Annotated in this window: 13 protein-coding genes; 8 read left to right on the top strand and 5 right to left on the bottom strand. The window is 68.0% G+C overall.

From position 1 onward, the window contains the following. Window positions 1-26: 26 nt before the first annotated feature. The gene (locus tag ACFE7U_RS12360; RefSeq protein WP_375410024.1) at window positions 27-653 is read right to left on the bottom strand and encodes a 2-hydroxychromene-2-carboxylate isomerase; all 627 of its coding nucleotides are present in this window, start codon (window positions 651-653) and stop codon (window positions 27-29) included. A gap of 181 nt (window positions 654-834) precedes the next feature. Between ACFE7U_RS12360 and ACFE7U_RS12355 the strand changes: the two genes are divergently transcribed. After that, window positions 835-2,106, top strand: coding sequence for an argininosuccinate synthase (locus ACFE7U_RS12355; RefSeq protein ID WP_375410023.1), 1,272 nt, complete (start codon window positions 835-837; stop codon window positions 2,104-2,106). A 15-nt stretch (window positions 2,107-2,121) separates the two neighbouring features. Here the strand turns inward: ACFE7U_RS12355 and ACFE7U_RS12350 are convergent, their stop codons facing one another. Continuing rightward, a complete protein-coding gene (locus ACFE7U_RS12350; RefSeq protein ID WP_375410027.1) occupies window positions 2,122-3,663 on the bottom strand; it encodes a helicase HerA-like domain-containing protein in 1,542 nt (513 codons plus the stop codon). Window positions 3,664-3,910: 247 nt separating this feature from the next. On the opposite strand from ACFE7U_RS12350, the gene ACFE7U_RS12345 reads away from it, so the two are divergent. The 4 genes from ACFE7U_RS12345 (at window position 3,911) to ACFE7U_RS12330 (ending at window position 7,325) form a co-directional block, all read left to right on the top strand. Continuing rightward, the gene (locus ACFE7U_RS12345) at window positions 3,911-4,243 is read left to right on the top strand and encodes a hypothetical protein (protein WP_375410022.1); all 333 of its coding nucleotides are present in this window, start codon (window positions 3,911-3,913) and stop codon (window positions 4,241-4,243) included. Between the two features lie 206 nt (window positions 4,244-4,449). After that, window positions 4,450-4,836 carry a DUF2267 domain-containing protein gene (locus ACFE7U_RS12340; RefSeq protein ID WP_375410021.1) on the top strand — a complete coding sequence of 129 codons (387 nt, stop codon included), beginning with the start codon at window positions 4,450-4,452 and terminating at the stop codon, window positions 4,834-4,836. Between the two features lie 208 nt (window positions 4,837-5,044). Further along, window positions 5,045-6,064: a GNAT family N-acetyltransferase gene (locus tag ACFE7U_RS12335; protein ID WP_375410020.1), complete on the top strand. Its 1,020-nt coding sequence runs from the start codon at window positions 5,045-5,047 to the stop codon at window positions 6,062-6,064. A gap of 91 nt (window positions 6,065-6,155) precedes the next feature. Next, the gene (locus tag ACFE7U_RS12330; RefSeq protein WP_375410019.1) at window positions 6,156-7,325 is read left to right on the top strand and encodes an acyltransferase family protein; all 1,170 of its coding nucleotides are present in this window, start codon (window positions 6,156-6,158) and stop codon (window positions 7,323-7,325) included. Here the strand turns inward: ACFE7U_RS12330 and ACFE7U_RS12325 are convergent. The 3 genes from ACFE7U_RS12325 to ACFE7U_RS12315 all read right to left on the bottom strand — a co-directional run bounded on the left by ACFE7U_RS12325 (window position 7,280) and on the right by ACFE7U_RS12315 (window position 10,099). Next, window positions 7,280-8,149, bottom strand: coding sequence for an SDR family oxidoreductase (locus tag ACFE7U_RS12325; protein WP_375410018.1), 870 nt, complete (start codon window positions 8,147-8,149; stop codon window positions 7,280-7,282). The two genes, ACFE7U_RS12330 and ACFE7U_RS12325, sit on opposite strands and share 46 nt — an antisense overlap. After that, window positions 8,146-9,240: a tRNA epoxyqueuosine(34) reductase QueG gene (queG, locus tag ACFE7U_RS12320; protein WP_375410026.1), complete on the bottom strand. Its 1,095-nt coding sequence runs from the start codon at window positions 9,238-9,240 to the stop codon at window positions 8,146-8,148. Before queG ends, ACFE7U_RS12325 begins: the two co-directional genes overlap by 4 nt. A 166-nt stretch (window positions 9,241-9,406) precedes the next feature. Continuing rightward, a complete protein-coding gene (locus ACFE7U_RS12315; RefSeq protein ID WP_375410017.1) occupies window positions 9,407-10,099 on the bottom strand; it encodes a glutathione S-transferase family protein in 693 nt (230 codons plus the stop codon). A gap of 247 nt (window positions 10,100-10,346) precedes the next feature. Between ACFE7U_RS12315 and ACFE7U_RS12310 the strand changes: the two genes are divergently transcribed. From ACFE7U_RS12310 to ACFE7U_RS12300, 3 genes are all read left to right on the top strand, one after another. After that, complete coding sequence (locus ACFE7U_RS12310; protein WP_375410025.1) at window positions 10,347-11,150, top strand: undecaprenyl-diphosphate phosphatase; 804 nt, start codon at window positions 10,347-10,349, stop codon at window positions 11,148-11,150. 516 nt (window positions 11,151-11,666) lie between these two features. After that, entirely contained in the window at window positions 11,667-19,088 is a 7,422-nt protein-coding gene (locus tag ACFE7U_RS12305; protein WP_375410016.1) for an SDR family NAD(P)-dependent oxidoreductase, read from the top strand. Continuing rightward, on the top strand, window positions 19,085-20,464 hold the full coding sequence (locus tag ACFE7U_RS12300) for an aminotransferase class I/II-fold pyridoxal phosphate-dependent enzyme (protein ID WP_375410015.1): 1,380 nt from the start codon (window positions 19,085-19,087) through the stop codon (window positions 20,462-20,464). Before ACFE7U_RS12305 ends, ACFE7U_RS12300 begins: the two co-directional genes overlap by 4 nt. The last annotated feature ends 142 nt before the right edge of the window (window positions 20,465-20,606 follow it).

The following is a 20,606-nucleotide window of genomic DNA, read 5'->3' as shown; positions in this document are numbered from 1 at the left end:
GAGCCATGACGGGACCGAGAGAGCCGCTAGCGCATCCCGCCCGGCCGGTCGCCCACCGCCCAGGCCAGCGCCTGCTCCAACCGGTCGTTGCCCCAGAACAGCTCGCCGTCCTCGGTCAGAAAAGTCGGCGCTCCGAAGATGCCCCGCGACCGCGCTTCCTCGCCGTTCACGCGCAGCCTTCCCTTGTTCGCCTCCGCTGCGGCAGATTTGAGGATGATCGTCCCGTCGAGGCCGAGGCTGTTGAGGAGCGTCACCACCGCCGAGGGCTCCGCGATCGACTGGCCCTTGGCGAACACGCTCTCGTAGACCGCCTTTGAGAACGGCACGAGCCAGTCATGATCCATGCCGTAGGTCGCCGCCCGGGTGGCACTCAGGCTGTTCTGCGGGAACGGGTCCGGTCGCGTCACCGCCGGCAGGCCGAGTCTGGCCGCCTCGCGGTCGAGGTCGCGCCACATGGCGCGGCCCTTGGCGGGGTAGAGGTTGAAGGGCGAGGAATTCCAACCCTGCGCCGCGAAGATCGGGCCGAGCAGGAACGGCCTCCAACGGATCTCCACCCCGGCCCCCTGCGCTGCGGCCTCGATCCGCATGGCGGCGAGATAGGAATAGGTGGACGCGAATTCGTACCAGAATTCGAGGGTCGGCCGCCGCGCCATTCGTCGACTCTCCGTCGGTTCGATGAGGGGTCACCGTGGCGCGATGCGTAGTTTCCCGCAAGGCGGCCTCACGCCACTGGCTCGTTCAGCGAACGCGTCGAACGGCATGCCGGTTGCACCTCGCAGCGCTCCGCTGGTAAGCCGCGACGACCCCTCCAAGACCCTGAGCGAAGCGAGACCGATGGCAGACGAGACCCCCAAGGCAGAGACTCCCCGGTCCGAGGCCGCGAAGCCCGTCAAGAAGGTCGTCCTCGCCTATTCCGGGGGTCTCGACACGTCGATCATCCTGAAATGGCTGCAGACCACCTATGCCTGCGAGGTCGTCACCTTCACGGCCGACCTCGGGCAGGGCGAGGAGCTGGAGCCGGCACGCAAGAAGGCGGAACTCCTCGGCATCAGACCTGAGAACATCTTCATCGAGGACCTGCGCGAGGAATTCGTGCGCGATTACGTATTTCCGATGTTCCGTGCCAACGCGGTCTACGAGGGCGTCTACCTGCTCGGCACCTCCATCGCCCGACCGCTCATCGCCAAGAAGCAGATCGAGATCGCCGAGCGGGTCGGAGCCGATGCGGTCTGCCACGGAGCCACCGGCAAGGGGAACGATCAGGTCCGGTTCGAGCTCGGATACTACGCCTTGAAGCCCGACGTGACCGTGATCGCACCCTGGCGCGAATGGGACATGAAGAGCCGCGAGCAGCTCATCGCGTTCGCCGAAGCCCACCAGATCCCGATCGCCAAGGACAAGCGCGGCGAGAGCCCGTTCTCGGTGGACGCCAACCTCCTCCACGCCTCCTCGGAGGGCAAGGTGCTGGAGGACCCCGCCGACGAGGTGCCGGACTACGTCTATTCGCGGACACTCTCGCCCGAGGAAGCGCCCGACACGCCGACCGTCATCACCATCGGCTTCGAGCGCGGCGACGCGGTCACCGTCGACGGAGTCGCGATGTCGCCGGCCACCCTGCTGGCCAAGCTCAACCAGCTCGGCCACGACAACGGCATCGGCCGCCTCGATCTCGTCGAGAACCGCTTCGTCGGGATGAAGAGCCGCGGCATGTATGAGACGCCGGGTGGCACGATCCTGCTGCCGGCCCACCGTGCCATCGAGTCGATCACGCTGGACCGGGGTGCCGCGCACCTCAAGGACCAGCTCATGCCGCAATACGCGGAGCTGATCTATAACGGTTTCTGGTTCTCGCCCGAGCGCGAGATGCTGCAGGCCCTGATCGACAAGAGCCAGGAGATGGTCACGGGCGAGGTCCGGCTGAAGCTCTACAAGGGCGGCATCCACGTCATCGGTCGCACCAGCCCGAACTCGCTCTACGACCAGGACCTCGTCACCTTCGAGGAGGGTGCGGTTGCCTACGACCACCGCGACGCGGCCGGCTTCATCAAGCTCAACGCGCTGCGGCTGCGGACCCTGGCGCAGCGGAAGAAGCTCCTCGGCGGCTGAAGGCCGTCGCCGCTCCTACCGCTTCATCAATCCCCCGAGCACGTTGCGCAGGATCGCGTTGCCGACCTGCGTGCCGACCGTGCGTGCCATCGAGCGGGCGGCGTTGCCGATGACCTGCTCGGTCAGGCTCTGCGGCGGGCGGCGGCCGGCCTTGCCCTTCGCGGCCGGCTTCGTGCCGAAGATGCCGCCGACGAGGCCGCCCAGCATCCCGCCGAGGCCCCCCTCCGATTGCTGCGCGGCTTCCACGCCCTGGGTATCGAGCCCCTTGCGGGCGGCCAGCATCTCGTAGGCGCTCTCGTTGTCGACCGCGGTGTCGTACTTGCCCCTGAGCGGGCTGGCGGCGATCAGGGCGGCGCGCTCCGCCGCGTTCAGCGGGCCGACGCGGCCCTGCGGCGGGGCGATCAGTGCGCGCTCGACGACGGACGGGGTGCCCTTGGCCTCCAGGAAGCTCACCAGCGCCTCGCCGACGGCAAGCTCGGTGATTGCCTGGGCCACGTCGAAGCCGGGGTTCTGGCGGAATGTCTCGGCAGCGGCCTTCACGGCGCGCTGGTCGCGGGGCGTGAAGGCGCGCAGCGCGTGCTGGACGCGGTTGCCGAGCTGACCGAGCACGGTCTCGGGCACGTCGAGGGGGTTCTGCGTCACGAAATAGACGCCGACGCCTTTCGAGCGGATGAGGCGCACCACCTGCTCCACGGCGTCGAGGAGGGCTTTGGGCGCGTCGTTGAACAGCAGGTGCGCTTCGTCGAAGAAGAACACGAGCTTCGGCTTGTCGAGGTCGCCCACCTCGGGCAGCTGCTCGAAAAGCTCGGACAGCATCCACAACAGGAACGACGCGTAGAGGCGCGGCCGTTGCATGAGCTTGTCGGCGGCCAGGATGTTGACGATACCGCGCCCGTCGCGGTCGACCTTCATGAAGTCGTTGAGGTCCAGCGCCGGCTCGCCGAAGAACTCGTTGGCGCCTTGGTTCTCCAGCATCAGAAGCTGGCGCTGGATGGCACCGACGCTTGCGGCCGAGACGTTGCCGTATTTCCCCGAGACCTCCTTCAGGTTCTCGGTGAGGTGGAGCAGCAGCGCCCGCAGGTCCTTGAGGTCGAGCACCGGCCATTGGTTGTCGTCGGCCACCCGGAAGGCGATATTGAGGACGCCTTCCTGGGTGTCGTTCAGCTCGAGGAGGCGTGCCAGCAGGAGCGGCCCCATCTCGATGACGGTGGCGCGGATCGGGTGCCCCTGGTCCCCGAACAGGTCCCAGAACACGGTGGGGAAACGATCCGGCTCGTAGGCGATCCCGATTTCCTCGGCGCGCTTGAGGAAGACCGGCTTCGACTCGCCCGCCGCCGCGAGACCGGAGAGGTCGCCCTTGATGTCGGCCGCGAAGACCGGGACGCCGGCATTCGAGAAGCCTTCGGCCATGACCTGCAGCGTCACGGTCTTGCCGGTTCCGGTGGCGCCCGCCACGAGGCCGTGGCGGTTGGCGAGCCTGAGGGTGAGAGCTTCGGGCTTGGTCCCGCTTTTGCCGACCAGAATCTTGCCGTCGCGTGCCTTGTCGTCGCCCTGCATGACCGCTCGCTCCAACCCCTGCGTCGCGGGCACGGCCTCGACGCTCAAGGTTATGACGGTCGTAGGTCCGATTTTCCAGTCCGCCGCTCCGAAACGGCGGCGCTCAGGCTGCGGGCTGCGGGGCAGCGATGAACCATGTTTCAACCTGTCGAACGCCGCATCTCGCCCGAAGAGCCTTGTTCTGCGTTACACCGATAGAGATCGATCGGGTCCGGGTTGGAAACGGCGTATCTCGGGAGGAAACCTCGTGAAAAGAACGATCATCTTGGCGGCCGGCTTGTTCGTCGCAGGCCTCTATCTCGCGCCGGCGCCGGCTTCGGCAGCACCCTTTAGCGTCCCGACGACCGAGGCTTCTCCCGCGGTCGAGACCGTCCAGTACGGCTATGGCCGTCGCGGTTACGGACGCGGTGGTTACGGACGCGGGGGCTACGGGCGTCGTGGCTACGGCGGCGGACCGCGCTTCGGCGGGCGCGGATACTACCGAGGCGGCGGCTATGGTCGTGGCGGCTATGGCCGCACCGGCATCGGACCTGGCAACCTCCTTGGCGGTGGTCCGGGCTACGTCGGCCCGCGCTTTTAAAGACTCCTGCGGACGCTCGGCGGGACCGCCGAGCGTCCGATCCACCGGGCTTCGGCGATGGATGGTGGCGCTGCGCCGGCCGCGGCCCGCCGCCCCGTGACGCTCCCTGCATCCTGGCTCAGACATGCTCACGCGCAGACCTTACGCTTGATTTCCCGCCTGCGAGGCTCGATGGACAATTTCCCGACAAAGCTGGAGCATTTGAGATGGACGAACTGATCACCCGCGTCACGAGCGTGACCGGTCTCGATGCGGCGACGGCGCAGACGGCCGTCGGCCACATCCTGGCCTTCCTGCAGAAGGAAGGACCCGCCACCGAGGTCAGCCAGCTCCTCGCGGCCATGCCGGGATCCGAGGCGCTCGTCGCCGACTCGAACGAAGCAGAGGGCGGCGGCGGATTGATGGGCATGCTCGGTGGAATGATGGGCGGCGGCGTCATGGCGCTGGGCCAGAAGCTGATGTCGGCCGGCGTGCCGATGGGCCAGATGCAGCAGCTCGGGCGCGAGCTGTTCTCCTATGGTCGTGAGAAGGCCGGCGAGGACGTGATGGGCCCGATCGTCGGTTCGATCCCCGGCCTCAACCAGTTCGTCTGAATGACATCCGCGGTGCTTCGGCGGCTACCCTTCCCGGGGTCGCCGACGCACCTCGGACATTGGCCTGATCAATTGAACTAAACCACCATGACACCGTTGAAATTCTTGTCATAAAAGCGTTCTCGCTTCGTGATGATGTGCCGCATCGAGGCACGAGGCCGGTGGCTCCGCGGGGAGTCAGCCCCGGGGCTTTGGCAGGGCGGATCCGATGGTCCCGAATTTCGCGCGTGACGCTTCAGCGGCCTGGCTCAACGGATGGGAGGCACACGTCAACGCCCCCATCGCTCGCTTCAAGCAGAAGCGGACCGATGCCGGCCTGCCCGGCTTTCCCGGGATGGGCTTCCTGCCCGCCGGCGGCGTTCCGATCCGGTTCAAGCCGCGGCTGAAGAAGCCTCTCGCCGCGCCCGGCCTCGACCCGAGTCTCGGCCGAATTGGCAACCTCGAGGTCCGTCTCGCGACATCGGTCCCGGAGATCCGCCGGGCGCAGCGCCTGCGTTACCGGGTGTTCTACGAGGAGATGTCGGCGATCCCGACCGGCATCACCCTGCTCGCGCGTCGCGACATCGACGATTACGACACAGTCTGCGACCATCTCCTCGTGATCGACCATGCCGCGACGGAGGCCAAGCCCTTCCGCAAGCCGCGGCCGAAGGTCGTCGGCACCTACAGGCTCTTGCGCCAGGACGAGGCCGACCGCAATTTCGGCTTCTACACCGCCGGCGAATACGACATCGCGCCGCTTCTGGCGGCCAATCCCGGAAAGCGCTTCCTTGAACTCGGGCGCTCCTGCGTGCTGAAGCCCTATCGGAACAAGCGGACGGTGGAGCTGCTCTGGGCCGGCATCTGGGCTTATGTCCAGCACCACCGCATCGATGCGATGCTCGGCTGCGCGAGTCTCGAAGGAACCGATCCGGACCGTCTCGCCTTGCCCTTGAGCTTCCTTCACCATCATGCCCGCGCGCCGCAAGCGTGGTGCGCCCGCGCCCTGCCGGACCGCTACGTCGCGATGGACCGCCTGTGCCGCGAGACCGTCGATCCGAAGGCGGCGCTGCAGGCGCTACCGCCACTGATCAAGGGCTATCTCAGAGTCGGCGCCACCTTCGGCGACGGGGCGGTGGTGGACCGGCAGTTCGGCACCACCGACGTCTTCGTCGTGCTGCCGGTCTCGGCGATCGCAGCGCGCTACCGCGATCATTTTGGTCCGGCCGCGAACCGTCGCGCCGCCTGAGCGGCCCCTCGCGGGGTTGATCCTCCCGTCACACCCCGCCTAAACCCCTCTCGCCGGGCGGCACGTCGCGGCCAGGGAGGACGCAGCCGCCATGCGTGGCTACCGGTACGAGGCGCTCGATGGCGTGCGCGGGCTCGCGGCCCAGGCCGTGCTCGTGAGCCATGCGCTCGGCATGGCCTATCCCCGCCTCGAAGCGCCCGTGGCCGGGCTCGTCGAATGGGCCGGCCGGCTCTCCGTGATGGTGTTCTTCTCGCTGAGCGGCTTCGTCATCGCCATCAGCCTGGCGCGGCTGATTGCGGAGGACCGCGGGCGTTTCGTCCTGCCCTACGCCGTCCATCGCCTCGCCCGGATCTGGCCGCCGCTGATCCTTGCGATCGTCATAACCTTCGCGGTCGGCGCCATCGGCCATGCCGGGCTGCCACTGCTCACCCGCACGGGCGAGCCCTATCGCCTCGACCTCATCGCGTTCCTGCGCGGCATCACGCTGACCTTCGGACCGGGAGACGCGACCTTCGTGATCGACAGGGCTTTGTGGTCCCTTCGTCAGGAGGTCTACCTCTACGGCGTCGCCGCCTTCGCGGCCCTGGCCCTCGTTCGTGGCGGCCTGTCCCGCCTGCTCTACGGCGCCGTTTTCCTAGGGCTGGTGACGGTGACGGCCGACCGCTTCTTCTACCTCCAGTCCCTCGCGCTGTTCGGTGCCGGTGCCGGTGCCGCCCTGTTCGGTGATCGCCTTCGGACGTTGGCGGGGTCGCGCTGGCTCTGGTCGGCCTCGGCTGCCTGCCTCGTCCTGCCGCTCGTGACCGTCGAAGATGCCGGCTACGTCGACAGCCTGAGCGATCATCGCGGCCTGCTCGCCTATCAGGCGGCCGTGGGATTGCCCCTGGCTCTGTGCCTGCTCGCGCTCGCGACCCGGGACGGACCGGCCACACGGTTCTTCGCAGCCTCGCGCGGTGCGGCGCCGTTCTCCTACACGCTCTACGTCATCCACGTTCCGGTCATGACGCTGATCTTCTCGGTCAGGGCCTACCATGGCTGGGTGCCGGGGGCGGCCGGCACCGTTGCGACGCTGGCGGTGGCGATCCTGGTGACCGAAGCAGTCTCATTCCTCGCCGCACGCCTCGTCGAAAGGCCGCGCCTTTTTCGTGCCCTGCTGTTCCGCGGCCTCGCCGCGACGGGGCGGACCCCAACCCCACAGGTTGACGATCCAAGGAAGGCTCAGGCCGAGGCATCTCCGACGAGCGCCGCCAGTCCTTCCCGGTAGGTGGGAAAGGCGAGAGAGACGCCGAGCTCCTCGCGGATCAGACGGTTCCGCACTCGCTTGTTCTCGCCGTAGAAGCTGCGCGCCATCGGGCTCAGATCGGCCGTCTCGAAATCGACCTCCGGCGGCAGCGGCAGGCCGGCGAGCGCGGCGGCGTATTCGGTCACCACCTGCGGGGGCGCCGGCTCGTCGTCGGTGACGTTGTAGACCGCGCCCGGCCGTGGGCGCCGGATCGAGGCCGACAGGGTGGTGGCGATGTCGTCGACATGGATGCGGTTGAAGACCTGTCCTGCCTTGATGATCCGCTGCGACTTGCCCTCACGCAGCTTGACCAGGGGATTGCGGCCGGGGCCGTAGATGCCTGACAGGCGAAACACCTGTACGGCCTTGCCGGTCTCCGCGCCGAGCCGCAGCCAGGATTCCTCGACGGCCAGCCGCCCACGGGACCTGGGGCTCGCCGGGCGCGGCGTGGTCTCCTCGTCGATCCAGGCGCCCTCGTGGTCGCCATAGACGCCGATCGTGGAGAGATATCCGATCCAGGCGATACGGCTCTCACGGATCGCTCCGCCGTATCGACGCAGCACCGTGTCGCCGTCGCGATCCGGGGGGGCGGAGACGAGGAGCATGTCGGTATCGGCGAGATCGGCCGCGATGCGGGGATCGTCGGATTGCGGCCCGAATGTTCGCATGGCGATCGAAGTGTCGCATGCGATGGCATCGGCCCTGGCCGTATCGGTGACGGTGGCTCGGACGATCCCGAAGCCGCCGGCTTCGCGTTCGGCGAAATGGCGGGCGGTGAAGCCGAGACCGAAGACGAACAGGTTCATGATGGCGCGGTTTCCTTCGGCGAGCTCATCTCGGCCATATCGAGCGCGAGGTGCCATTCCGCCAGCACGTCGTCATCGATCTCGGTCGCCCCGCGATCCGCGAACAACGACGCCATCCAGTGGCGGTCGAGGAGCCGCCCCGCCGCCCATACGGCCATGCCCCGGACCAGGGAAGACGGGTCGCCGAGGTTGTCGAGCGCGGCCGACGCCAGGGCCGGATCTCCGGAATTGCCGACGGCGATGAGCACGTTCCTCAGGAAGCGGTCGCGCCCGGTGCGCTTGATCGGCGTGCCCGTGAAACGCAGGCGAAACGCGGCCTCGTCGAGGCGGGCGAGGTCGGCGAGAGGCGGCGCGGCGAGATCGTCCCTGGCGGCCAGGCGCGCTTCGCCGGCGGTCTTCGCGAACTTGTTCCAGGGGCAGACCGCGAGGCAATCGTCGCAGCCGAAGATGCGGTTGCCGATAGCGGGGCGGAACTCCGGCGCGACCGCGCCCTCGTGCTCGATGGTGAGGTAGGAGATGCAGCGCCGCGCATCGAGCCGGTAGGGCGCCGGCAGCGCGTTTGTGGGGCAGATGTCGAGACAGCGCCGGCATCCGCCGCAATGGTCGGCCCCCGGTTCGTCGGGCTCGAACTCGGCAGAGGTGTAGATCGCGCCCAGCAGCAGCCAGTTGCCGAATTCCCGCGAGATCAGGACCGTGTGCTTGCCCTGCCAGCCGAGCCCGGCGGCGGCGGCCAGCGGCTTCTCCATCACCGGGGCGGTGTCGACGAAGACCTTCACCCGCACGTCGCCCTTGGCCGAGAGATAGCCGCCGAGTTCCTTGAGCTTGCCCTTCAGGACCTCGTGATAGTCGCGCCGCTGCGCGTAGGCGGCGATGGCGCCACGATCCCTTTGCGACAGGAGGCCGAGGGGATCGGTCTCGGGGCTGTAATTCATGCCGACCATCACGATCGAGCGCACTCCGGGCCAGAGCACAGCAGGGTCGGCGCGCTGGTCGGCGCGCTCCTCCATCCAGTCCATGCCACCGTGGTGGCCCGCGGCGAGCCATCCACTGAGGTCGGCGGGAAGACCCGGCACGGAGTCGGGGCTCGTCACCCGGAAAAGATCGAAGCCGAGATGGCGGGCACGGGCTTCGACGGCCCGGCGCAGGTCGCTGCCGGCGAGGATTTTCCGGGGGGGACGACGGCGCGCGGAGAGTGGAAGCGACGTGCTCATGGCGAGCCCGCTTGATCTCGCGCGTCGAGGACGACGGTGGGCCTAGTCAGAAATCCAGATCCGCATAGTGATCGGCCGGCGCCATGCCGGGCACCCGGTCCGCCAGGAGCGTGCGGAAGGAGGGGCGCGACTTCACCCGCGCGTACCAGTCCTTTGCCGTCTCGTCCTCGTCCCATGGCACGTCGCCGAGATAATCCACGCAGGAAAGGTGGGCCGCCGCCGCGAGATCGGCATAGGTCAGATGGTCGCCTGAGAGCCAGCGCCGCCGGCCCATCAGATAGCCGATATAGGTGAGGTGATAGCGGACGTTGGTGCGTGCGGCACGGATCGCGTGCATGTCCGGCGGGCCGCCGCCGACCGCGCTGGTCATGAAGCGCTTCGAGATCTTCTCGAGCATCAGATAGCCCGTCACCTCGGCGTCGAACTTGACCAGGAACCAGTCAAGAAGCCGGCGCACCTCGACGCGCTCGGCGGTGGTCTCCGGCAGCAGCCGCCGGCCGTTGAGCCCGAGGCCACGAGTCTCGTCGAGATATTCGGCGATGATCCCGGCACACGGTATGGCGAGGCCGCTCTGCTCGACAAGGACAGGGGTCGTCCCGGCCGGATTGAGCATGAGAAATGCGTCGCGACGCTCCCAGGGCTTCTCTTCCACGAGCGTCGGCTCCATCCCCATCTCGGACAGGACCAAGCGGATGAAGCGCGATTGCGGACAGAAGGGAGAGTGATGCAGCGTCGCCATGAGGGCCGTTTCGGACCGGTTTCGGCGCGCCGGACCGGCGGGCCGTGTCGAAGCCCCTCGGGTCTGGGCGGCGGATGAGACTTATTGCTCGTTCGTTGCCGCCTCATTAACACGATGGCAGCGTTGCGGTAACCATCGGTCAACCGCGATCGGCCAAGTCTCCCGAAAACGGGGCGGCCTGCCGAAAACGTCCCATGCGTCCGCTCATGGGCTTCCCAAACCACCACGACATCGAGGCGATTAAATGATGGATGCGGTCGGCATCGCGAAGGCGGTCGTGCTCGGGGTTGTGGAGGGTGCCACCGAGTTCATCCCGGTCTCGTCGACGGGCCACCAACTGCTCGTCGGACATTTCATCGGCTTCAAGTCGCCCAACAACACCTTCGAGGTTCTGATCCAGCTCGGCGCCATCCTGGCGATCCTCACCGTCTACTTCCGGCGGCTGCTCGGCGTGGCGCTGGCGCTCCCGAACGACCCGCGAGCCCGTCGCTTCGTGACCGGCATCCTCGTCGCGTTCCTTCCCGCGGCGATCGTCGGCGGCCTTCTCTCGAAATACATCAAGTTCTATCTGTTCAATCCCTGGATCGTCTGCGCGACCCTGGTCGCCGGCGGCCTCATCCTCCTCGTCATCGACGACACGGATCTCAACGCCGAGAAGGACGACGTCTTCGATTTCTCGCTCCCGATGAGCCTGAAGATCGGCCTGTTCCAGTGTCTCGCCATGATCCCGGGCGTCTCACGCTCCGGTGCCACCATCGTCGGCGCGATGCTGATGGGCGCCAACAAACGGTCGGCCACCGAGTTCTCTTTCTACCTGGCGATGCCGACCATGGCGGGCGCCTTCGCCAAGGACCTCCTCGACAACTACAAGAACCTGACCGCCGACGACACCGGCTTGATCGTGATCGGCTTCATCACCGCCTTCATCTCGGCGTTGATCGTGGTGCGAACGGTGCTCGACTACGTCTCCGCACACGGTTTCCGACTCTTCGCATGGTGGCGCATCATCGTGGGGTCGCTGGGTTTCGCCGGACTGATCATCTTCGGGTAGCGTCGCGCGGCCGCGACCTGTTCAGGACGCTGTAGACTACGAAGTCCTGCCTCTCCGGTCTGGAGCCGCCGCGCTGCGACTCCACGATTCAGATTCGCGCGAGAGCGTTCCACACTCGTCGAGGTCGAAATATCCCGGTTTCGAGATCGAGGGTTGGAGCCAGGAAGGTTCTTCCTACTCCACGGCATCAGACTTGCCATGCTTTCGGGGATGCTGCCAGTGAGCCAGCAACACGGCCAAGTTCCGCAGGGCGACTTGTCAAGATTGTGGCCGTTGTTTGTTTGTGATCGGTTATGAATCTGGCCTTCCCGAGAGCATAGAGTGTCGAGATGAATCACCTATGTGTCGGGATGACTGATGAATACATGTCACAGGTCGGTGCTTTCATCCACGGGACTCGCTCGAACGTCGGACACGGGTTGGACAGCGTCGTAGGCACATACTAAGGGTGAGGCCGATTGCCGATCCTACGGCGATCGGCTTTGTTCCCCGTTCAAGAGCGTGTGCGAACCGAACGTGACACAACGTACAGATATCGCGATCATTGGCCGGTCGTGCCGCCTGCCAGGTGCCGCAAGCGTCGACGGGCTCTGGCAGCTCCTGACCGAGGCAAGGTGTGCCGTCAGCCGCATCCCCGATGATCGCTGGGCGCTCGACAGGTTCGGGCATCCTCGCGCGCAGGAACGCGGCAAGAGCTACACGTGGTCCGCGGGCGTCCTGGACGATATCTGGTCCTTCGATCCGGCCGTGTTCGGCATCTCGCCGCGCGAAGCCGAGCAGATGGACCCGCAGCAGCGGCTGCTCCTCGAACTCACCTGGGAAGCCCTTGAGGATGCCGGCCTTCGCCCCTCCGGCGTGGCCGGCACCGGGATCGGCGTCTTCGTCGGCGCCTCGTCGCTCGACTACGGCAACCTGCGCGTCCTCGATACGGCATCGGGCGATGCTTACGCGGCCACCGGCAACACGCTGTCGATCCTGTCGAACCGCATCTCGTACATCTACGACCTGAAGGGTCCGAGCTTCACGGTCGATACCGCCTGCTCGTCGTCGCTCGTGGCCCTCGACGCCGCCGTCGCGGCGATCGCCAGCGGCCGCATCGACACCGCCGTGGTCGCGGGCGTCAACCTGCTGGCGAGCCCGTTCAACTTCATCTGCTTCTCCAACGCTCAGATGTTGTCGCGGCGCGGGCTCTGCAGCGCGTTCTCGGCCCAAGCCGACGGCTACGTCCGTTCCGAGGGCGGCGTCGTCCTCGTGCTGCGCTCGGCCAAGGCCGCCGCGCGTGACGGCAACACCGTGCGTGGCGTCATCGCGGCGAGCGGCGTCAATTCCGACGGTCGTACCACCGGCATCTCCCTGCCCTCCGGCTATGCACAAGGTGCGCTCCTCGAAGCCGTCTACCGCGACGCCGAGATCGACCTCGACAGCGTCGCCTTCGTCGAGGCCCACGGCACCGGAACCCAGGTCGGCGACCCCATCGAGGCGGGCGCGATCGGCGGGCGGCTCGGACGCCCGCGCAAGGCGCCGCTGCCGATCGGATCGATCAAGAGCAACATCGGCCATACCGAGCCTGTCTCGGGGCTCGCAGGCCTGCTCAAGGCCAGCCTCGCGCTCGAGCATGACCTGCTTCCGCCCTCGCTCCACGCCGACGAGCTGAACCCCGACATCGCCTTCGACTCGCTCAACTTAGCGGTCGCGACGAGGCCGCTGGAACTAAAGCGCGGGCGCGGCGAGCGCTTCGCCGGAGTCAATTCCTTCGGCTTCGGCGGCACTAACGCGCACGTCGTCCTCACCGACCCCGCCCCCGTGAAGGCGGAGACCGGCGAGACCCGCGCGCCGGAGATCCTGATCCTCTCCGCTCAGAGCCGGGCCGCCCTGAACGAACTCGCGCTCGATTACGCGGAACGCTTCGACGGGGCCTCTGCCGACGAGGCCGGCCGTATCGCTGCTGGCGCCGCCCATCGCCGCGAGCGCCTCGCGGCCCGCGTGGCCGTGCCCCTCGATGCCGATCTTCCGAGCGCGCTGCGCGCCGTGGCCGAAGGCGAGGAGAGCGAGGCCGCGATCGTCGGAACGGCCATCGACCGGGCCGCCGATGTCGCCTTCGTCTATTCCGGCAATGGCAGCCAATGGGCGGGCATGGGCCAGGAGGCCTATGCGGAGAACCCGGTCTTCCGCGACGCCTTCGATCGGATCGACGGGCTGTTCGTCGATTTCTCGGGCTGGTCCCTCAAGGAGGCCCTGTTCGCCGAGGACCTCGAGGAGCGCCTCGCCGAGACACGGGTCTCGCAACCCCTGATCTTCGCGATCTCGAGCGCGTCGACGACGGCTTTGCGCGCGACCGGGCTCCATCCGAAATTCGTGCTCGGCCACAGCGTCGGCGAGATCGCGGCGGCGGAAGCGGCCGGCATCCTTAGCCTCGAACAGGCCGTGCGGGTCATCTTCTACCGCAGCCTGCACCAGGAGACGACGCGCGGCATGGGCACCATGGCGGTGCTGCTAGCCCCGGTCGAGGAGATCGAGATCTTCCTCAAGGACTATCCGAGCCTCGATATCGCCGCCTACAACAGCCCGAAGGCCGTCACCGTCGCCGGCCCGGTGGCCGCCATCGACGCGGCGATGAAGGCGCTCGCGCGTAAGCGCCGCCGCGGTCGCAAGCTCGACCTCGAATATCCCTTCCACGGCCGGTTGATGAACCCGACCGAGAAGCCGCTGCTACGCGATCTCAACGGCCTCAAGCCGCACGACGGCACCACCGCGATGGTCTCCACCGTCACCGGTGGCGTCCTGAACGGCCGCCAGTTCGGCGGCGGCTACTGGTGGCGCAACATCCGCGAGCCGGTCCGGTTCTGCGAAGCCGTGCAGGAGGCGACCCGCCAGGGCGCGCGCATCTTCGTCGAGGTCGGCCCACGCGCATCGCTGCTCTCGCATATCGGCGATGCCGTCGAACCGCTCGGCATCGAGATCGCCACCGTTGGCGTCATGAACCGCAAGCCCGCCGGAGGCGACCCGATCTCGCGCGCCATGGCCCTGGCGCTCGTCCAGGGTGCCGCGGTCGACGAGGCGACGGTGTTCGGCGAGGACCCGCGGGGCGACGTCGCCCTGCCGCTCTATCCCTGGCAGCGCCGCAGCTTCCGCCTGGCCGAGACCACCGAGGGCGTCGGGGGCCTCGCCAGCCGCGGCTTCCATCCCCTGTTCGGCTCGCGGATCTCTCCCGACGGTCTCGAATGGCATGGCCATGTCGACGTCGCGACTGTTCCAGAGCTCGACGACCACCGCATCGAGGGCCAGGCGATCCTGCCCGGCGCCGCCTTCATCGAGATGGCGCTGAGCGTCGCCCGCGAGGCGACGCGCAGCGATGCCGTGGTGCTGGCCGAGTTCGAGATCCAGTCGCCGATGGTGTTCGGCGAGGACGCTCTACGCGAGGTCACGGTCCGGCTCTCGGGCAGCGGCAACCAGATCCAGATCCTGAGCCGCCCGCGCCTGACCCAGTCGCCCTGGCAGCTCCACGCGTCGGCCAAGATCGTCGACGGGACTTACGGGATGCCGGCCAAGGTCGACATCCACGTGCCGACCGAGCACGCGGTCTCCGGCGCCGAGCTCTATCGCCGCGCCGCCGCCTCCGGCCTCGGCTTCGGCCCGAGCTTCCGCCAAGTCGCCCTGAGTGCCCGGGTCGACGATTTGACCATCGTGTCGGAACTCGAACCGGCCGAGGCGGATCCCCGCTTCGCCCTGGTCCCGGCCCGGCTCGATGCCTGCTTCCACGGCCTGATCCTGCTCTTCGCCGATCTGCTGGGCGAGGATTCGACGAAGGCCTACATTCCGGTCCGCTTCGGCGAGATCCGGCTGGTGAAGCCCGGCGCCGTCATCGCGCGGGCTCTCATCCGCACGCGGCGCTGCAATGAGCGCAGCATCCTCGCCGATTTTACCCTGGTCGATGCCGATGGCGAGGTCATCGCGACGATCCGCGAAGGCCGTTTCCAGGCCCTGCGTGCCAAGAGTGGAAACGATCTCGCCGCCTACGCCATCGCGCAGCGGCCCGAACTCGCGACCGAGCCGACGGCGATCGCGCTGGCGCGTCAGCCGGGGATCGCCGAGAGCGTGCGGCCGCAGGCGAAGGCTGCCCGCGCCGCGGCGGAAACGCCCTTGGCGCCCGGCCATCTCCTCCTCGAGGGCTGGGCAACGTCCCTGGCCTACCGTCTGGCCGAGGGCCTGCAGCGCTCCGGCACGGTGGCCCTGGACGATCGCGTGCCCGACGGCATGCGGGCCTGGGTCCAGAACGCGCTTTTCGCGCTGGAGAGCAGCGGTCTGGCCACCCTCGACGAAGGACGCTGGACGCTGCGCAAGGACGTCTCCCTGCCCGCGCCCGACGAAATCATGCGCTGGATCGCGTCGGACCACCCTGAATTCTCAGCCGAACTCGTGCTGATCGCCGATATCGGCGCCGTGGTGGCTCGCCTTCTGGCGAAAGAGCTCGACGCAACGCCCACCCTCTCGCAGAACGCCGTCGATGCATTCATCCTGCGGAGTGCCACGGCCCGGGCCTCGGCCGACGTGGTGGCCCGCATCGTCGACGCGAGCCGCAACCGCCTGCCCCGCGACCGGGCGCTCCGTCTGCTTCAGGTCGGCTTCGGACCGCTCTCGGCGCAGGTGGCCTCCTTCGCCGACGGGATCGAGGCGCATCTCACCGTGTTCGAGGCCGATCGGCGCCTCGCCGAGCGCGCCCGCCTCGCCCTGCCCCGCGGCGTCGAGATCGTCGAGGATGCGGCTGAGCTGGCGATCGGTGGATTCGACGCCATGCTCGCCAGCGACGTCCTGCACCGCAGCGATCGCGGGCTTCTCAACAGACTCGCCGAGACCCTGGCCACCGGAGGCGTGCTCCTTGCCGTCGAGCCGGGCGCGTCGCTGTTCCGCGATCTCGTCTTCGGACTCAACCCAGGCTGGTTCGAGAGCGGGTCGGCCGCCGGCGACATGCCGGTCGGCCGTCTTGAGGACATCACCGGCTGGCAGCGCTCGCTGAGCGACACCGGTCTCGTGCGTGTCGCCGTCGATCGGGCCGTCTCGGCCAACGGTGACGACCTTCTGCTGCTGGCCGAAGCGCCGCCGCGGCAGCGGCCGGCTGCCGGGCAGAGCTTCGCCTTCGTCATCGGCTCCCACGACGCCTTTGCCGCGGAGACCGCCTCGTCCCTCGCGACTCTGCTCGTCGCCAGCGGCGTCCACGTGTCGATCATCCTCGATTCGGAACAATCGTTGCTCGAACTCGAGCGTGAGACCCCCGATACCGTGGTGTTCCTCGCGGGCGCCTTCGGGCGTCAGGGCGAGGCCGCAGACCGCCTGCGCGACCGCTGCCTCAGCCTCAAGCGTTGCGTCGAGCATCTCGGCACGCGCCAGACCCGGCTCTGGGTCATCTGTCCCGGAGCGACCCGGGACGGGACCGAGGAAGCCAGCGCCGTCGAGACGGGCGTGTGGGCTTTCACCCGGACGCTGGCGAACGAGGTTGCCAACCTCGACGTGCGCCGGGTCGACCTGTCGCCCGCCAGTTCGTCGAAGCGCTCCGCCGAGCGGTTGCGGGACCTCATCCTGTCCGGCACGCCGGAGACGGAGATCATCCTCGACGACGACCGCACCCGCGTCATCCGGTTCACTCCCGGCCAGGTAGCCCGCCGGCCCGGCTCCGATGCGGTGCCGGCGGCTGCGGCACGGCTCGAGCGCAGCAATTCCGGCGGCCTCAACGAGATGGCTTGGGGTCCGGCCGAGCGCCGCGTGCCCGGGCTCGGCGAGGTCGAGATCGCCGTCGAGGCGACCGGCCTGAACTTCCGCGACGTTCTCTGGGCGCTCTCGATGCTGCCAGAGGAGATCCTGGAGGACGGCTTTGCCGGCCCGCGCCTGGGTCTCGAAGTCGCCGGACGCGTGGTCTCTATCGGTCCGGGCGTGAAGGCCTTCAAGGTCGGCGATCCCGTCGTTGCTTTCGCGCAGTCGGGTTTCGCGACGCACATCATCGCCCCCGAGCTCGTCGTCGCGCCGAGCCCAGCCGGGCTCGATCCGCAGGCCGCCGCCACGGTGCCGGTGGCCTTCCTCACGGCGTATTACAGCCTCGTGACCTGCGCCCGGCTCCGGCGCGGCGAGTGGGTGCTCGTCCATGGCGGTGCCGGCGGCGTCGGCCTCGCCGCCCTCCAGATCGCCAAACTCAAGGGCGCACGCGTCATCGCCACGGCGGGCTCCCGCGAGAAGCGGGCACTGGTGAAGGCGCTCGGCGCCGAGCACGTGCTCGATTCGCGCTCGCTCGCCTTCGTCGACGAGGTCCGCCGCATCACCGGCGACGGCGTCGGCGTGGTGCTCAACAGCCTCTTCGGCGAGGCGATGGAGCGCAGTCTCAACGTCCTGAAGCCGTTCGGCCGCTTCATCGAGCTGGGCAAGCGCGACTACGTCGCCAACACCCATATCGGCCTGCGCCCGTTCCGCCGGAATCTCTCGTATTTCGGCGTCGACCTCGATCAGGTCCTACAGCACCAGGGCGAGGATGGAGCCCGCCTCTTCCGAGAGGTCATGGCTCTTTTCAAGGAAGGCGGGCTGAAGCCGCTGCCGTTCCAGCCCTTCACGGCCGACGAGGTCTCCGACGCTTTCCGCCTGATGCAGCAATCGGGTCACGTCGGTAAGATCGTGATCGCGCCGCCCAAGGCCGGCAGCGTCATGGTTGCGCGAAAGACGTCCTTCGACGTGTCCGCCGACGGCGTTCACCTCATCACCGGCGGCCTTGGCGGCTTCGGTATCGAGGCGGCCCAATGGCTCGCGGCTCGCGGCGCCCGTCGACTCGTTCTCGTCGGGCGCAACGGTGCGGCCAGCCTTGAGGCCAAGGCTGCCGTCGCCGACTTGGAGGCACGGGGTGTCACCGTCGAGGCCCGCGCCTGCGACATCACCAGTCGCGCTGCGGTCGAGGGGCTCGTCTCCGAGATCGAGAGCGATGGCAGCCGTCTCGCGGGCGTCATCCACGGCGCCATGGTGCTGCAGGACGGCCTCATCGCGAATATCGATGCCGCCGCCCTGGACGCCGTGATCCGGCCGAAGGTCATCGGCGCCGAGCATCTCGATGCGGTCACCGCCACGCGGCGGCTCGACTACTTCGTGATGTTCTCCTCGGCCACGACCTTCATCGGCAATCCCGGACAAGGCGCCTACGTCGCCGCCAATGGCTTCATGGAAGGGTTGGCCCGCCAGCGTCGGCGCGCGGGCCTGCCGGCTCTGGCCGTGGCCTGGGGCGCCATCGGCGACGTCGGCGTGCTCGCCCGCAACCGCGCGGTGATGGAGACGCTGGCCGGTCGGGTCGGCGTCACGCCGATGGATGCCCGCCGCTGCCTCGACCTCATGGCCGAGGCCCTGGAGAACCAGAGCAGCGATCCCGACGATGCCGTCGTGGCGATCGCCTCGATGCACTGGGGCAAGGCGCGCGAGCGTCTGGCGACCATGCGCTCGCCGAGCTACAACGAGCTCGGATCGGACCAGCAGATGGAGGCCGGCGGCGTCGCCGCCATCGATATCGGCGCGCTCCTGAAGACGCAGGACATTGACAGCGTCCGCAAGACGGTGGCGGATGCCATCGTCGAGGACATCGCCCGCATCCTGCGCCTGCCCAAGGACGACATCAGCCGCGTCCGCCAGCTCTCGGAAATCGGCCTCGATTCGCTGATGGGCGTCGAGCTCGGCGCCAGCCTGCAGGAACGCTTCGCCCTCGAAGTGCCGCCATCCGGCATCTCGTCGGGCCTCACCGTCACTGAACTGACCGAGACGCTGATCCAGTCGATCTCCGCCCCGGTCGACGAATCCGCCGCCGCCGTGATGAGCCTCGCCCAGCGCCACGCCAGCGAGGGCGTCGATGTACGTACCCTCGAACCCTTCCACGCCCTCGTGGAAGAGAACAGCCTGGACATCAAAGAGATCTTGATATGACCGACACGGCGAGACCGGATGGTGGCCGCGCGGCACTCGCGGGCTTCGTGACGAACCGGCTCGGGCGCAACACGAACGCGGCGCGCCCGGCGACGAAGGCGAGCGAGAAGGGTTCGGGCGACGCCGCCGTTCAGCGGTTCGAATCCCTGCCGGGCTATCGCGAACTCAAGCTGCAGCGCTCGGCGGCCAACCTGATCGGCCTCGGCAACCCGTTCTTCCGGGTCCACGACACCAAGGCCGGCGCCACTACGCGCATCGACGGCAAGACGTTCATCAACTTCTCGTCCTACGACTATCTTGGCCTCAACGGTCACCCCGACCTCAACGACGCGGCCCGCAAGGCGCTCGACGAGTACGGGACCTCGTCCTCGGCGAGCCGCATCGTCGCCGGGGAACGCCCAGGCCACCTGTCCCTGGAACGGGCTCTCGCGAGCCATTACGAGACCGATGCCTGCGTCGTGATGGTGAGCGGCCATGCCACGAACGTCACGACCATCGGGGCCCTGATGGAGCCCGGCGACGTCATCTTCCACGACGCGCTGATCCACAACAGCGTCGTCACCGGTGCCAAGCTGTCGGGCGCCCAGCGCCGCTCCTTCGCCCATAACGACCTTGACTCCCTCGAGACCCTGCTCGGCGCCACCCGGCACGAGCACCGCCGCGCCCTGATCGTGGTCGAGGGGCTCTACAGCATGGACGGCGACGCGCCGGATCTCGCCGCACTCGTCGCCCTGAAGGAGCGCTTCAACGCTTGGCTCATGGTCGACGACGCCCACGGGCTCGGGGTGCTCGGCCGGACGGGGATCGGTCTCGCCGAGCATTGCGGCGTCGACTCGCGCTCGGTCGACATCTGGATGGGCACGCTGTCGAAGACGCTCTCGGCCTGTGGCGGCTACGTCGCCGGACCGGCGGCCCTGATCGAATACCTGAAATGCACCGCCGGTGGCTTCATATACAGCGTCGGCATGTCGCCGCCGCTCGCGGCGGCCGCGGAGGCCGCCCTGGCGCTGATGCATGCCGAGCCGGAGCGGGTCGAGCGTCTGCGCCAGAATGGCCAGCTCTTCCTCGCCTGCGCCAAGAAGCAGGGACTCGACACCGGCACGAGCCTCGGGCTCGCGGTCATTCCGGTGATCGTCGGCGATTCCTTGAAATCGGTGACCCTCTCGGACCGACTGTTCAAGCGCGGCATCAACGTGCAGCCGATCATCCATCCGGCGGTGCCGGAGCGTGCCTCGCGCCTGCGATTCTTCATGACGTCGGATCACACCCCCGAGCAGATCCGCGAGACCGTCGCGGCCGTGGCCGAGGAACTCGCCGACATCGAGAAGGGCGGTTCGCTGATCGAGCGCCTGATGGCCAAACGCGGCGGCGCCTGATCGCCGTCAGACCGGCACGGGGCTGACCCGGCCGGTCTCCGATCGTCGTCGATCTACCGAACGCCCGAATAGACCGCCGCGCCCGCTGTGACGGGCCCTGTGACGGTTGAGAAGACGGAGAGGACCTTCTGGACCTCGGTGA

The sequence above is a fragment of the uncultured Methylobacterium sp. genome (genome assembly GCF_964251405.1).
Taxonomy (GTDB): Bacteria; Pseudomonadota; Alphaproteobacteria; order Rhizobiales; family Beijerinckiaceae; genus Methylobacterium.
The sequence above is the reverse complement of the archived record's forward strand: the minus strand, read 5'-3'. Positions and strand labels throughout refer to the sequence as shown.

Excerpts from the sequence above, each read along its gene's own strand:
- ACFE7U_RS12325 (WP_375410018.1), bottom strand. The coding sequence starts at position 8,149 with ATGAACCTGTTCGTCTTCGGTCTCGGCTTCACCGCCCGCCATTTCGCC.
- ACFE7U_RS12360 (WP_375410024.1), bottom strand. The coding sequence starts at position 653 with ATGGCGCGGCGGCCGACCCTCGAATTCTGGTACGAATTCGCGTCCACC.
- ACFE7U_RS12300 (WP_375410015.1), top strand. The coding sequence starts at position 19,085 with ATGACCGACACGGCGAGACCGGATGGTGGCCGCGCGGCACTCGCGGGC.
- ACFE7U_RS12330 (WP_375410019.1), top strand. The coding sequence starts at position 6,156 with ATGCGTGGCTACCGGTACGAGGCGCTCGATGGCGTGCGCGGGCTCGCG.
- ACFE7U_RS12315 (WP_375410017.1), bottom strand. The coding sequence starts at position 10,099 with ATGGCGACGCTGCATCACTCTCCCTTCTGTCCGCAATCGCGCTTCATC.
- ACFE7U_RS12350 (WP_375410027.1), bottom strand. The coding sequence starts at position 3,663 with ATGCAGGGCGACGACAAGGCACGCGACGGCAAGATTCTGGTCGGCAAA.
- ACFE7U_RS12340 (WP_375410021.1), top strand. The coding sequence starts at position 4,450 with ATGGACGAACTGATCACCCGCGTCACGAGCGTGACCGGTCTCGATGCG.
- ACFE7U_RS12335 (WP_375410020.1), top strand. The coding sequence starts at position 5,045 with ATGGTCCCGAATTTCGCGCGTGACGCTTCAGCGGCCTGGCTCAACGGA.
- ACFE7U_RS12355 (WP_375410023.1), top strand. The coding sequence starts at position 835 with ATGGCAGACGAGACCCCCAAGGCAGAGACTCCCCGGTCCGAGGCCGCG.
- ACFE7U_RS12310 (WP_375410025.1), top strand. The coding sequence starts at position 10,347 with ATGGATGCGGTCGGCATCGCGAAGGCGGTCGTGCTCGGGGTTGTGGAG.